Genomic DNA, 13558 nt, shown 5'->3' on the forward strand with positions numbered 1-13558 from the left:
CCTAATCGTCTTGGCTGTGGGCATAGCCAGTTAAAAATATAAAGCTCAGTATGAACCAAAACAAAAATCTGTTGCTGCGATTTGCTCAATCTATAAATTGGCAATACTTAGCAAAAATAGCTGCCATTGCCTTTGCTTACGCTTTAGGAGCAAAAATAGCAGTTTCAATCCCCGGCGTAAATAAATTAGCTACCTGCGTCTGGCCGCCCGCAGGAATTGCACAAGCTGCACTTTTATTATTTGGTCGGCGAGTTTGGCCGGGAATAGCTTTAGGCGTATTTTTTTACGAAACTATTAACCTTAATGTGTCTTTAACACTTGCAACAATTAGTGCTTTTTGTGCTTGTTTGCAAGCTTTATGCGCCTTTATTTTGCTGCAAAAGCTCAACTTTCGCCCCTCACTTGAGCGGCTAATCGATGTAGTCAATTTAGTCTTTTGCGGTGCTGTAGTTGCCACTCAAATTAACTCCACTCTCGGCACGCTGCGCCTCGGTGTAACTGGTTTAATTGAGTGGAGCGAATATTGGCAAGTTCGCTGGAATTGGTATCTTGGAGATACATTGGGAATTGTAATTTTTACTCCCCTGCTGCTGATTATATACCAAAAACAAGCCACACGCCATCCACAAAATACAGGCAGTCAAACAATTGTAAATCGAATCAGTGCCGGAATATGCCTGCTGTTATTAGTAACAGTCAGTTGGCTCGTCTACAACTCAAAAAGTGAAAGTAATCTCTCCGGGTATCCCCTCGAATACTTGCCATTTCCCTTGGTAATTTGGGCAACCATTCAATTCGGTCAGATCGGGGCTGTTTTAGCATCTTTCATTGTATCCTGTATCGCCATTTGGGGCGGTTCTCAGGGAGGTGGCCCTTTTATTGCCAAAGCGGACAATATTAATCAGGCTATCTTGTTTTTGCAGGCTTTTATGAGCGTAATTGTAGTTACATCACTGCTGTTGGCTGCCACTGTAGCCGAACGCGCATCAGCAGAGGATTCGCTGCGGCAAAGTGAAATTAAGTATCGGGAATTAGTCGAAAATGCTAACAGCATTATTTTAAAAATAGATACGGAAGGAAATATTACTTTTTTTAACGAGTTTGCACAGAAGTTTTTCGGTTACGACGAAAAAGAGATAATTGGCAAACACGCAGTGGGAACAATTATTCCCGAGATAGATACAAAAGGAAATGACTTGGGAGCAAAGTTGAGAGATATTTTGCAAAACCCAGAACAATACACGCGAAATGAAAATGAAAGTATGCGGCGCAGCGGCGAGCTGGTTTGGGTATCGTGGGCAAATAAACCGCTGTTTGACGCGGCAGGAAAGTTCGCGGGAATGCTGGGAATCGGTACGGATATCACAGAGCGCAGGCGAGCTGAAATGGCGCTTTACAAACTCAATGAAGAGTTAGAATTTAGAGTTGAAGAACGAACTAATGCTCTCAATGATACTTTAAGTGCACTGCGGGTTCAACAGGAACAATCAGAACGGTTGCTGTTAAATATTTTGCCGGAAGAAATAGCCAATCGGTTGAAGCGGGGAGATAGTACGATCGCAGATACTTTTGCTGATGTTACGGTCTTATTTGCGGACATAGTAGGTTTTACTCAATTGAGTTCGCGAGTTTCTCCTACAGAATTAGTTGCTTTGCTCAATGACATTTTTTCGACTTTTGATAACCTAGCAGAAAGGCACGGTTTGGAAAAAATTAAGACGATTGGTGACGCTTATATGGTAGTAGGAGGGCTGCCAATTCCTCGCCCGGATTGCACAGAGGCGATCGCAGAAATGGCTTTGGATATGCAGCAGGCAATTATTGACTTCAGCGATACCCAAAATCAAGATGTTAGCATCAGAATCGGCATCAACACTGGCCCGGTTGTCGCCGGAGTCATCGGGATTAAAAAATTTATCTACGATTTGTGGGGAGATACCGTTAACACTGCTTCCCGCATGGAATCTCACGGTGTGCCGGGAAGCATTCACGTCACCTCTGCAACTTATGAGCGATTGCGAGGAAAGTATGTATTTGAAAGTCGCGGCGCGATCGAAGTTAAAGGCAAAGGTGAAATGACTACTTATTTACTGAAATGCCGAAAATAGGTTTAATCAAGGTTTGTAATCGGGACTTTAGTTTTTTCTTTTCTGATTCGTGGAGAAAAAGTGAAGTTCTTACTAGGAAGGCTTTTTTTGTAAAAGTAAGGGCGATCGCACTTTTAATTTTATACGATCGCCCTTTGTGCTCAATTAGCAAGGTTATTTAAAGCTTGTAAAGGTTAATTCCAGCTTTCTTAGCCATAATTTCCAAACCCTTGTGTTCCAAGGTTTTAATTGCCTTCGTAGAAAGGTGCAATCTTACCCAGCGCTTTTCCTGCGGCCACCAAATCCGCTTCCACTGTAAATTTGCGTCTTGCAACTTGTGAGTGCGGTGGTGCGAGTGAGAAACCGCAAAACCGTTATTCGCCTTCTTCCCCGTTAACTGACATTTCCGTGACATATTGCCCTCCAGACTACTTGTTTGTGATGCAGCCTTTTATTATAGAGCAAGGACTAGGCGCGCAATGCGCGCCACACTTGCAAGATTACATTGCACGTTCAGTTAATTTTGTCAAGACATTGTTCGATCGCTCGACAAACTCTTTCATCCCCTCAGCATCGAAACCCTTCTGGGCCATCAGAGCCAAGTCATAAACGTGGTGACAAATCATACTCGCCAACTGCGCCGACGGAGACTCGCCACCGTCTTGAATAATCGCACCCTGACTCAAATTCGCCAGATTTTGAATCAGCGGGTGAGACGTATTCACCAGCAAAACGTGTTCTTCGGGGAATTCCGCTGCTTGCTGCTGTAACAGCGCCGTCATATCCCGCATCCGGCGCAAAGCTTCCGGTAAAAGGACGATCGCAGGTGGCGCACCCTCCGTAGAGTCAGACTTCAAAGCTTCGGTGCGGATGTTCACTTTCGGCTTGTTGAGAGCATTTTGGAACATTTCTTTAACTTGTTCGCTGCGAGTTTTATTGGTCGCCGGATCGACAATTTCCGCTTCTTTTTCTTTATCAATTAGCGTTTCGTCAATGTCCGAATCAACCCGCAAGAATTTAACATCAGAATATTCTCGTTCCAAGAAACTGATAAAGTGCGTGTCGATGAAAGAATCCATAAACAGCACTTCTAAACCTTGGCTTTTGTGCAGGGCGACGTAAGTTGCTTGAGACGCAGGTTCCGTACAGTAAAACACGCGATTTTCGTGACGTGTTTGATTGCGTTCCAAATACTCTTTCAGTGTCGTGTAAGGCAGTGTCGAAGCGGAACTATCCGATTTCGGAGTCACATCTTGCCACAAATCTCCGTCCTCTGTTTGCACCTGCACTTCTGGGGTTGTAGTTTCTGGCTTGTCCGCTATTGGCTCGTAGGTGCTGCGGTAGATTAAGATATCTTCGACTTGCTTTTTGAACTTGTCATCGTTAAGAGCTCCAAACTTGACAAAAGTTCCGATATCTTGCCAGCAGCGGATGTATTCCGATCGGTCGTCGCGGTAAAGTTCCTTCAGGCGATCGCCTACTTTTTTCGCAATATAGTCAGCGATTCTCCGCACGGTGCGATTGCTTTGCAAAGAACTGCGAGAAACGTTCAGCGGAATGTCGGTACTGTCAATGACTCCCCGCAGCGGCATCAAAAATTTCGGGATAATTTCTTCGCAGTGGTCGCTGACAAAAACCTGATTGCAGAATAGCTTAATATTGCCTTGGGTAACATCAACATCCGGCCGCAATTTGGGGAAGAAAAGAATGCCGTTGACAATAAAAGGATAGTCTGTATTTAGGTGTACCCAAAGCAGCGGCTCGTCTTGGAACGGGTAAAGGTAGCGGTACAGTTCCAAGTAATCTTCTTTTTGCAAATTGCTGGCTGATTCCCGCCAGATTGCTTTGTGTTTGTTGAGTTCTTCTCCCTCAAATTTGATGGGAACCGGCATGAAATCGCAGTAGGTTTTGATTAACTGCTTAATGCGGCTGGCTTCTACATATTCCTGTTCTTCATCTTGGAGAGTGAGAGTAATTGTAGTACCGCGTTCGGTGCGGCTAGATTCTGATAGTTCAAAAGCGGGGGAACCGTCGCAAGACCAATGTACTGCTTGGGAACCTTCTTTGTAGGAAAGAGTGTCAATGTCTACTTTCTTGGCGACCATGAAAGAAGAGTAGAAACCGAGTCCAAAGTGACCGATAATTGCGTCGTCGCCGCTGCCTTGGTATTTTTGAATAAATTCTTCGGCGCTGGAAAAAGCGACTTGGTTGATGTATTTTTTAACTTCGTCGGCGGTCATGCCGATGCCGTTATCGGAAATTGAGAGAGTTTTGTTTTCTGTGTCAATGGCAATGTTGATTTGCGGTTCGCCAATATCGCCGCTATATTCGCCGGAACGGGAAACCATTTTGAGTTTGGCAATGGCATCGACGGCGTTAGAAATTAGTTCCCGCAAGAAGACTTCGTGGTCGGTGTATAGCGACTTCTTGATAATCGGGAAAATATTCTCGGTATGGATAGAGATTGTTCCCTGTTCTAAAACTGTCATAGTTCTTCGCTAGGTATTTTTTAAGAGTCATTCGTCATTCGTCATTAGTCAGTAGTTATCGGTTATTAGTTATTTGTTATTAGTTATGAGTTATTAGTTAACTATCAACTATCAACGTATAGGGCCCGCACGGGGCACTGCCCCTACCAACTGACAACAGCCAACTGACAACAGCCAACTGACAACAGCCAACTGACTAATGACTATTTATTGATTTTGGGCGATCGCGCTATCTTTTGCAAAAGGGATTACCCTAAAAAGATGATTCGGTTTCCCTCACATAGTAGCTTAGAAAGGCAACCGCAGGACAAAGGTGCTGCCAAAACCCACTTCGCTGCGGGCGCTGAGGCTGCCGCGGTGGGCCGTAACGATCGCCTGCGCGATCGCCAATCCGAGTCCCGATCCGCCGGTATGGCGCGATCGAGATCTGTTGACTCGGTAAAATCGATCGAATATGCGCGGTAAATCTGCCGCCGGTATCCCAATACCGGTATCTTGCACCTGAATTATCGCCTCCTGGTGAGTGCAATCTAAAACCGCTGTGACTTTTCCCCCAGGCGGAGTGTATTGAATGGCATTGACAATTAAATTCGTAACTAAACGGTAAAGTCGATCGGCATCTCCGACGACATTCAACGGCTGCTGTACGCGGATTTCGGAGGTTAGCGCTACCTCGGAGGATTTCGCCAAAGCCGCCAATTCCTCGACTAAATCATTCACCAAGTCATTCAAACAACAAAGCTGAGGGCGATCGGATCTCACCTGAGAGTCCATCCGCGCCAACAGCAACAAATCAGCCACTAACTGAGTCAATCGTCGGTTTTGGCGATCGATTGTTCGCAAAATTTCCCGCACTTCTTTTTCATCCAATTCTGGCATCAACAGCGCCGATTCTACAGTTGCTTGAGATGCCGCTAGAGGAGTTCGCAATTCGTGGGCAGCATCCGCCGTAAACTGTTCGATTTGTCGGTAAGAATGATAAATCGGTTTCATCGCTAATCCGGCGAGCCACCAACTCGAAAAACCGACTAAAATCAGCGCTGTCGGCAATCCCAACTTCAAAATTAATTTGACTGCCATGAGATAATCCTTGAAGTCTTGCAAGCTGCGTCCAACTTGAAAATATCCCCAATCTTGCTGTGTTCTTGTGTGCAGCGATACAGATATTTGGTGATAAATATTGCCTTGGATATCAGCGATTTGTTGCCAGTGTTGCGAGTTAAATGTCGGCGGCAATGCTTCGGGATAGGCGCCTGCTGTAGCAATCAAATTCCCTGCATTGTCAAATAAACGAATATAATAATAACTTTGATTCAGCGCGCTTAAAATATGGCGGTTGGGCAACTGTTCTTTCCTGCCGTTAACTCCAATTACGCGGAGGTTTGGCAAAAGTTCATTGACGGTTGGTTCTAGTCGTCCGGGCTGCTGCAGCTTGATTTCTAGGCTGTCGTGCAGCGTCCCCGCTACCGATTCTAATTCGCGGTCAATGGCGATCCAGTGCGCGTGGGCGATCGCCTTATATACGCAAAATCCCAACAAGCTTAAAATCAAACCCATTACTGCGGCATAGGAAATGGCTAATTGCGATCGAGTTCGATTAAATAGTTTGTTTTGATTCACATTAAGTTCAATTAATTTTAATATTTAACAAGGTATCTTGTCGGGGCAGGTTTACTCCAAATTTTAGCAAAAAACAAACAAGCTCAAAAACCTGCCCCCACCAAACAATCAATTTATATCTCTCCCCTTTTCATCCGATATCCAACACCGTAGACAGTTTCAATTAAATTCGCGCAACCAACTGATTCGAGTTTGCGCCGCAGCAAGCGCACTTGAGCGGCTACTACATTGCTAAAAGAATCTGCGCTTGCTTCCCATATCTGATTCCTAATTTGGTCGGTAGTGACAATTTGGTTCGGATGTTTCATCAAATATTCTAGCAGTTGAAATTCTTTGTTAGTCAGCGAAATATTCTGATGTTTCCCGTGGGAATCGAGATAAAAAACAGTGCGACTTCCGCAATCTAAGGCTAGATTGCCGATTTGTAGCTGTTGGGGCTGAATTTGGGGCGATCGCCTTTGCAGGGCCCGCAACCTTGCTAACATTTCCGCCATCCCGAAGGGCTTGACTAAATAATCGTCAGCCCCGGCATCCAATCCCGCGACTTTATCTTCCATCCTGTCTTTTGCTGTCAGCATCAAAACTGGCAAAAAACAATTTCTTTCGCGCAATTTTTGCAGCAGTTCTATTCCCGATAATCCCGGAAGCAACCAGTCAAAAATAGCTAAGGTGTATTGCATCCAATGACTCTCTAAATATTCCCAAGCTTCCTTGCCGTCTTGCGCCCAATCAACTATATATTTTTCCTGCTTTAAGGTGCGTTCGATCGCTTTTCCTAAATCTGGCTCGTCTTCAACTAGCAAAACTCTCATAATATTAATTTACAGCAGTAAATTTGTATACATTGTTAGATCAAATCCTCTATTCATCGGCATAGTAAATTCACTGTTAACATTATGTATGAGTGCAACCGGAATTGATAAGCTGTTGCTCATATAGATTGTGTATGGCGATTGAGGGTCCGATGGGGATCAGGGGAGAGGGGGAGAGAATTTGACGATTTTTGATTGTCATCAAAATATACAATGTTTATTTGCACAACAGCTTATTAGCTGCCGCCAGCGCTAACCCCCAACATATAAGTTGACACACTTAAATGAAATCGTTATGAAATTTCTTGAGTTCGCATAAAAAAATAACAGTTGACATAAATTGACAATAAGCTAAAAATGTCTTATACTCGGATGCAGCCCAAGTTTTGAGAATAATTATCAAGAAGTATGGCAGACTTATCCGATCGCTCCGCGAGCAAAAAGCCGGGGTACTGGACTCGCCGCCAACTCCTACAGCTAGGAATAGCTGGTGCTGGGGTAGCGTCCGGCGCGATCGCACTGCAAAATTTCACCCAAAAGCGATCGGCTGCACCGAGAATACCGCCAATGGCTGCCGATCCAGTCGCAGCTAGCACGATCAATCCGATGCAAATTGCGCGGGATTTTGATTACGGCACGGTGACGCGGGAAAACGGGCGCACGGTGCGGGAATTTCGCATGGAAGCGAACACATCGATCGTCCAACTTAACAGCGCCGTTAGTTTCAACACTTGGAATGTGAACAATCGCGTGCCCGGGCCGACATTGAGAGCAACTGAGGGCGATCGCATCCGGGTCATTTTTTCTAACAAAGCCGGACATTCTCATTCGCTGCACTTCCACGGCGTTCATCCCGTAGAAATGGACGGCGTTAAACCGATCCGAAACGGCTCTGCGTTTATCTATGAGTTCGACGCACTTCCCTATGGCGTGCATCTATATCACTGTCACATTGCCCCAGTGACCCGCCACATCGGTAAAGGACTTTATGGAATGTTCATTGTCGATCCGCCAAAACCTCGCCCACCAGCAGACGAAATTCTGTTAATCATGGGAGGTTACGACGTAAACGACAAACAAAAAAATGAGCTTTACGCTTTTAACGGAATACCCAATTATTATATGAAAAACCCGATCCAGATTTACAAAAATCAGCTTATCCGGCTGTATGTAATGAACATGATTGAGTATGAATCAGCCGTGACTTTTCACCTGCACGCCAATTTTTTTGACCTATATCGCACGGGAATGACTTTAACACCCAGCGAGAAAACAGATGTCATTACAATGGGAGTAGCTGAACGACATATTTTAGAATTTAGCTACAGCTACGGCGGAAAATATATGTTTCATCCCCATCAAGATGCGATCGCCGAAGCAGGCTGCATGGGTTTATTTGAAGTCATCGCTTAACCCAAATCGCGATCGATCTGCGCCGATTTTAGTTAAGAAAGTCTTAAATTATCTACCAAAATTTATCCTAAATAGGTAGAATCATTAACTCGCAAATAATTAAGAAACTTTCTTGATAACAGGCGAGTCAAACTGCACCCAACCCAAAAATCATCAACTGCCATGTTACCATCCTTTCGTCAATTACCGACAGCCGCTGCTACAGCCATCCTCGTTGCTTTGACTGGTTGCGTTTCCACCCCCACCAACACCAGCAGCACCGCCTCACCCACCCCCACTGCTACTACCGCAGCAACAAGCGGCCACAGCATGAATCACGGCGGCAAACCCGGTATTAACATTAATACCGCCATTCTTTCGGAGTTAGATAAACTCGAAGCCAAGTTAGGAATTCCGGCACTTTCTAACAAAATTCAAGCCAGCCGGCCCTACGGAAAAACCGAAGAATTGGTATCTAAAAATGTCATTAATCAAGCCCAATTTGACCAAATTAAAGACATGGTAACTATTGAAGATGTTGTCCTCACAGGGGAAGCTAAAGATGTAGACTACATGACTAAACTTGGCTTGATGAAAGGGCATCTTTTGGTAGCAAAAGAACTCTTGGATGCAGGCAAACCAGACCAAGCCGAACCGCACATCGGTCACCCGGTAGAAGAAATTTATGCCGATGTGGAAGACCAGCTAAACGAGCGAAAAGTTCCCGAATTCAAGACAACTTTAATTAAATTGCAGGATTTAATTAAAGCGGGTGCAAAAGATCCGGCTGAAGTAAATGCAGAATTTAACACATCAATGCAAGCTGTAGATGGAGCAATTGCCGCCCTTCCCGAAGCGCAGCGCCAAGATCCGAAATTCGTGCTGCAAGTGATTAACGGCTTGCTAGATACAGCTAATTCCGAATACGGAGCGGCAGTTGCTAACGGCAAAATTTCCGCAGTTATTGAATACCAAGATTCGCGGGGTTTCGTCATGTACGCGGAAACCCTGTACCAAAATATTGCCGCTCAAGTGGCTAAAACTAACCCGGATATCGACAAAGCAATTGTTGCTAACATGACTGAACTTAAGGCAAATTGGCCAACTGCGATCGCGCCGCCAGCCCCGGTAAAAACCACCGAACAAGTGGCCGTGCTCATTAAGGCGATCGAAAACGACAGCCAAAAAGTGCTCAAACCCGCCTCTTAAAAACGGTTTGTAGTGCGGACTGGAGTCCGCACTACAAACCTTTCAAATATTATCGAAATTAAGTAAGTCTTTTTCCTTCTTCCTTAAGTCGCCGGATAACTAAAGCCTTCTTCCCTCTTCCCTCTTCCCTCTTCCCTCTTCCCTCTTCCCTCTTCCTTCTTCCGACGGACTTACATCCGTTACATCCGTTACATCCGTTACATCCGTTACATCCCGTACATTGCTCGTTGCCGAACTTCCTTCTTCCTTATTCCTTCTAATTAAAAAAATGAATTTCAGCGAAGCATTACCCACATTTGTAATTACCCTCCGCGAAGGAGTAGAAGCCGCCTTAGTTGTTGGAATCGTTCTAGCTTGCCTCAAAAAATCGGGACAAAGTTATTTAAGTCCTTGGGTTTATGGCGGTGTCGCCGTCGGACTTATTGCCAGCGCTTTGATAGGTGTACTGTTTGGCTGGACAATTCAAATTTTGTCCGCATCCAATCAACCCTTTGCACCAATTATGGAATCTCTGCTAGAGGCAAGTTTTGGAGTTTTAGCAATAGCAATGCTGAGCTGGATGCTGCTCTGGATGACCAAGCAAGCGCGATTTATGAAAGCCGAAGTCGAAGGCGCAGTAAGTGCTGCCTTAACGGACAAATCTCATGCAGGCTGGGGCGTATTTAGTTTAATTTTGATTGCCGTTTTGCGCGAAGGATTTGAAACCGTTTTGTTTGTCGTCGCTAAGTTTCAACAAGGCCTTCTTCCAGCCATCGGCGCTTTGGGAGGAATACTTTCAGCCGCCGGAATTGGCGTGCTGCTGTTTAAATGGGGAGTAAAAATTAATATCCGCCTATTTTTTAAGTATATGGGCATTTTATTGCTCTTTATTGTAGCGGGTTTAGTGGTATCTACTTTGGGATTATTTGACAGCGCTGTGAATATTTTATCGCAAGCCAATCGCGAGTCAGCAGGGATGTGTTTCTATTACGAAAGATTTGCCAAAGAGCACTCTTGCATTCTCGGGCCGATGGTGTGGAATACCTCGAAAGTGCTTCCCCAAGAAAAGTTTCCCGGCTTGTTGCTGAGCGCGATGTTTGGGTACACGGACAAGCTTTATGTGGTGCAGGCGATGGCTTATTTCGTCTTTTTATTTACCGTTGGCGGGATTTATCTCCAAAGTTTGAGCGGTAGAGTGTTTTTTCCAATCAAATCAAAAAACAGCACTAACGAAATAGGAAATTAAGTCTAAACAACAGGCTGCATCTATCTAGAAACTTAAAATTAGTGAGATTTAAACCCAATTCAAATTAACTAAGGATTGTTTATGATTGACTTAGCAATTGCTACGGTGTCAGCAAACTCTGGATTTTTTAATTCGGAATGGCTGCAAGTTATCATCGTAATTTCCTATTATGCAATTCCCACAATGCTGGTTTACTCGCTTTACAAAGGGCGAGATATCCCGTTTCAGTGGATGTTTCTGGTATTCGGAGCATTCTTCGTCGCCTGCGGTACAATTCACGTAATTCAAACATGGTATCTGTGGTTTCCTGAATCTTTAGTCTCACAATTCATGAAAGCAATTACGGCTTTTGTCGCTGGGAGTTCAGTTTTGTTGCTGTTAACATTGATGCCTTTTGCACTGGCACTTCCCAGCCCAGCAAGGCTAGAAGCCGCAAATTTAGCATTAGAAAATGAAATTGCAGAACGCCGGAAAGCTGAGACAGCACTGGCTGAACTAGCCGAATTATTGGAACAGCGAGTGCAAGCAAGAACTGGCAAACTTTCCCGAGCAAATAATTATTTAATTAAAGAAGTTCAAGAGCGAAAAAAAGCTAAAAAAGCTCTGCAACAATCTGAAGCAGAATTGAGAATAAAAGCCCGAGAATTAGAGCGAGCTTTGCAAAAACTTCAGGAAAGTCAAGCTCAATTAGTACATACCGAAAAATTATCAGCTTTGGGTGAATTGACAGCAGGAATTGCCCACGAAATTAACAACCCCATCAACTTTATTGATGCGAACATCGCCTACGCCCGCAATTATGTTGAAGATTTGTTGCGTTTGGTCAACCTCTACGGCCAACATTATCCGAATCCGGTAGAAGAAATTCAGGAGGAAATTCAGACAGTAGAATTAAATTTTCTCAGCGAAGATTTGCCCAAACTAATTACTTCAATGAAGGTAGGAACTGACAGAATTTGCGCGATTGTTTCGTCGATGCGTAATTTTTCGCGTTTGGATAAAGATGGCATGAGTGTGGCTTCGATTCACGAAGGAATCGACAGCACTCTGTTAATTCTCCAGCACCGACTGAAAGCGAACGGCAAACTTCCGGGTATCGAATTGATTAAAGATTACGGAAATTTGCCGCTGGTAGAATGTTATGCAGGGCAATTAAATCAGGTGTTTATGAATATTATCAGCAATGCCATTGATGTTTTGCGAGATAGTTCTAATGCGGGTGTTTTGAATTGTCACAGAGGCTGTCCTACAATTGAGATTAGCACGGAAGTCGCGGAGGGCGATCGGGTAATCATCCGCATTTCGGACAACGGCGCTGGAATGACTGAAGAAGTCAAGTCTAAAATATTTAACCACTTTTTCACCACGAAACCCGCCGGTAAAGGAACGGGTTTAGGGTTATCAATTAGCTGCGAGATTGTTCGAGAAAAGCACTGTGGCAGCTTGGAGTGCCTTTCGAGAGTTGGAGAAGGTACTGAGTTTGTAATTTCGCTACCAATCAGGCAGCAGAAGTCTGAAACTAGCAGGTTATTGGCAATGCAGGAAGCAGTTTGAATTTGATCTTTTTAACGGCAGGTAGCCCAACCGGCGGCACTGTTGGTATTAGCAAACAGGTAAAATTCGCTATGAAACAAGGGTTTGAACCCCTGTATAATAGCAAAAGTCCTTGGCGGTCTTTCTGGCTTAAGTTGACACTAGCTGGGCGGGAGGTTCGTGCTACAATAAACGGGAATTTTGACTTTTGTAAAATGAGAGTAAAGCACAAAATCTTTGAATAAGGTGAGGAATATTAGCATTTTGCATGGCTCCTCCTATAATAGTAGTGGGGGCATTAGATGCAAGGATGACGGTAAATGCGGTATAGTCTTTCAAGCTCTCATATGAGGTACTATGCGGCATAGGTCATAGGCCTCCGTGGGCATACCTCACCACGCTTGATAACCGCTATAGCATGAATTAACTTTTTCATCCCAGTCTCCCCTGAAAACTTAACTAATTGTTGTTCTTATTTATTAGCTTGGGTCTCAGAAATGAAATTAAGATGAAAATTTAGCTACTTAAAATTGAATAATTCAATTATAACTTAGCAGGATTTACGCATTTATACCAAAGAAACCGGGTTTTTTCACGAAAATCCTTCGTTGCACCCCAAAAATTAGGCAAAAAACCCGGTTTCTGGTCACCCGTGCCTCCAGGACTGTCAAACTACTGAGTGAATGTAAAACGACCGTCTACTTTTTCTCCGTTAATATCCGCATTCACCTTCACAGGATATTGACCCGGTTCTTTGCCGGGAAACACAACAGCGTAATGTTTGCCCTCTGGATCGTATTTGAGAGCTAGGGTTTGCTGCTTTCCATTCGGCAACTGCACTTGAGCCGTCACTTTTGCGTCAGGAACTGGTTCCTTTTTATCGCCTTTTTGCAGATACAAATCTAAGTGAGTTCCCGTAGCTTCTTTTTCAGGTACAAACTCTAAATGGTAAGCACCAGAATTGACAACTTGACCCCCGTTAGCTCCTTTCGTAGCAGAAGTCGTGGCGGGAGCGGAAGACGCAGGTTGAGAGGCCGCAGGAGGTGGTGGTGGAGTAGTATTTGTATCGCTTGTTTGGTCGGCTTTACCGCAAGCTCCCAAAAAGAGCAATCCGACACTGCCTAGAATAATTAAACTTGACTTGAGCGTTTTCATGTGATTTACTCTGGGCGGACAATGATTGGTAAATTA

General features: G+C 44.4%; 11 protein-coding genes. 5 read left to right on the forward strand and 6 right to left on the reverse strand.

All coding sequences use genetic code 11. The annotated features are described in order from the left end of the window. Positions 1-50 precede the first annotated feature (50 nt). Positions 51-2108 (forward strand): adenylate/guanylate cyclase domain-containing protein, encoded by a 2058-nt coding sequence (locus tag QUA97_RS02690; RefSeq protein ID WP_333192815.1) that lies wholly within the window; start codon positions 51-53, stop codon positions 2106-2108. A gap of 157 nt (positions 2109-2265) precedes the next feature. On the opposite strand, the gene rpmB is transcribed toward QUA97_RS02690, so the two are convergent. The 4 genes from rpmB to rppA all read right to left on the reverse strand — a co-directional run bounded on the left by rpmB (position 2266) and on the right by rppA (position 7008). Continuing rightward, positions 2266-2502: a 50S ribosomal protein L28 gene (rpmB, locus tag QUA97_RS02695; protein ID WP_194011072.1), complete on the reverse strand. Its 237-nt coding sequence runs from the start codon at positions 2500-2502 to the stop codon at positions 2266-2268. Between the two features lie 85 nt (positions 2503-2587). Beyond that, the gene (htpG, locus tag QUA97_RS02700; RefSeq protein WP_333192819.1) at positions 2588-4576 is read right to left on the reverse strand and encodes a molecular chaperone HtpG; all 1989 of its coding nucleotides are present in this window, start codon (positions 4574-4576) and stop codon (positions 2588-2590) included. Between the two features lie 288 nt (positions 4577-4864). Further along, entirely contained in the window at positions 4865-6196 is a 1332-nt protein-coding gene (rppB, locus tag QUA97_RS02705; protein WP_194070447.1) for a two-component system sensor histidine kinase RppB, read from the reverse strand. A gap of 113 nt (positions 6197-6309) precedes the next feature. Beyond that, entirely contained in the window at positions 6310-7008 is a 699-nt protein-coding gene (gene rppA / locus QUA97_RS02710) for a two-component system response regulator RppA (RefSeq protein ID WP_194070448.1), read from the reverse strand. A gap of 408 nt (positions 7009-7416) precedes the next feature. Here rppA and QUA97_RS02715 point away from each other — a divergent pair, with 408 nt between their 5' ends. Together QUA97_RS02715 and QUA97_RS02720 are read left to right on the forward strand one after the other, a co-directional pair. Next, positions 7417-8421 carry a multicopper oxidase domain-containing protein gene (locus tag QUA97_RS02715; RefSeq protein ID WP_194068010.1) on the forward strand — a complete coding sequence of 335 codons (1005 nt, stop codon included), beginning with the start codon at positions 7417-7419 and terminating at the stop codon, positions 8419-8421. Positions 8422-8583: 162 nt separating this feature from the next. Then, on the forward strand, positions 8584-9609 hold the full coding sequence (locus QUA97_RS02720) for a helix-hairpin-helix domain-containing protein (protein WP_194068009.1): 1026 nt from the start codon (positions 8584-8586) through the stop codon (positions 9607-9609). A 99-nt stretch (positions 9610-9708) separates the two neighbouring features. On the opposite strand, the gene QUA97_RS02725 is transcribed toward QUA97_RS02720, so the two are convergent. Beyond that, positions 9709-9903 (reverse strand): hypothetical protein, encoded by a 195-nt coding sequence (locus QUA97_RS02725; RefSeq protein WP_194068014.1) that lies wholly within the window; start codon positions 9901-9903, stop codon positions 9709-9711. On the opposite strand from QUA97_RS02725, the gene QUA97_RS02730 reads away from it, so the two are divergent. Together QUA97_RS02730 and QUA97_RS02735 are read left to right on the forward strand one after the other, a co-directional pair. Continuing rightward, the gene (locus tag QUA97_RS02730; protein WP_333192832.1) at positions 9878-10834 is read left to right on the forward strand and encodes an FTR1 family iron permease; all 957 of its coding nucleotides are present in this window, start codon (positions 9878-9880) and stop codon (positions 10832-10834) included. The two genes, QUA97_RS02725 and QUA97_RS02730, sit on opposite strands and share 26 nt — an antisense overlap. 81 nt (positions 10835-10915) lie before the next feature. Next, on the forward strand, positions 10916-12388 hold the full coding sequence (locus QUA97_RS02735) for a sensor histidine kinase (RefSeq protein ID WP_333192834.1): 1473 nt from the start codon (positions 10916-10918) through the stop codon (positions 12386-12388). Between the two features lie 651 nt (positions 12389-13039). Here the strand turns inward: QUA97_RS02735 and QUA97_RS02740 are convergent. Continuing rightward, on the reverse strand, positions 13040-13522 hold the full coding sequence (locus QUA97_RS02740; RefSeq protein WP_333192837.1) for a hypothetical protein: 483 nt from the start codon (positions 13520-13522) through the stop codon (positions 13040-13042). Positions 13523-13558: the final 36 nt, after the last annotated feature.

The organism is Microcoleus sp. CZ3-B2, assembly GCF_036705055.1.
GTDB lineage: Bacteria > Cyanobacteriota > Cyanobacteriia > Cyanobacteriales > Microcoleaceae > Microcoleus.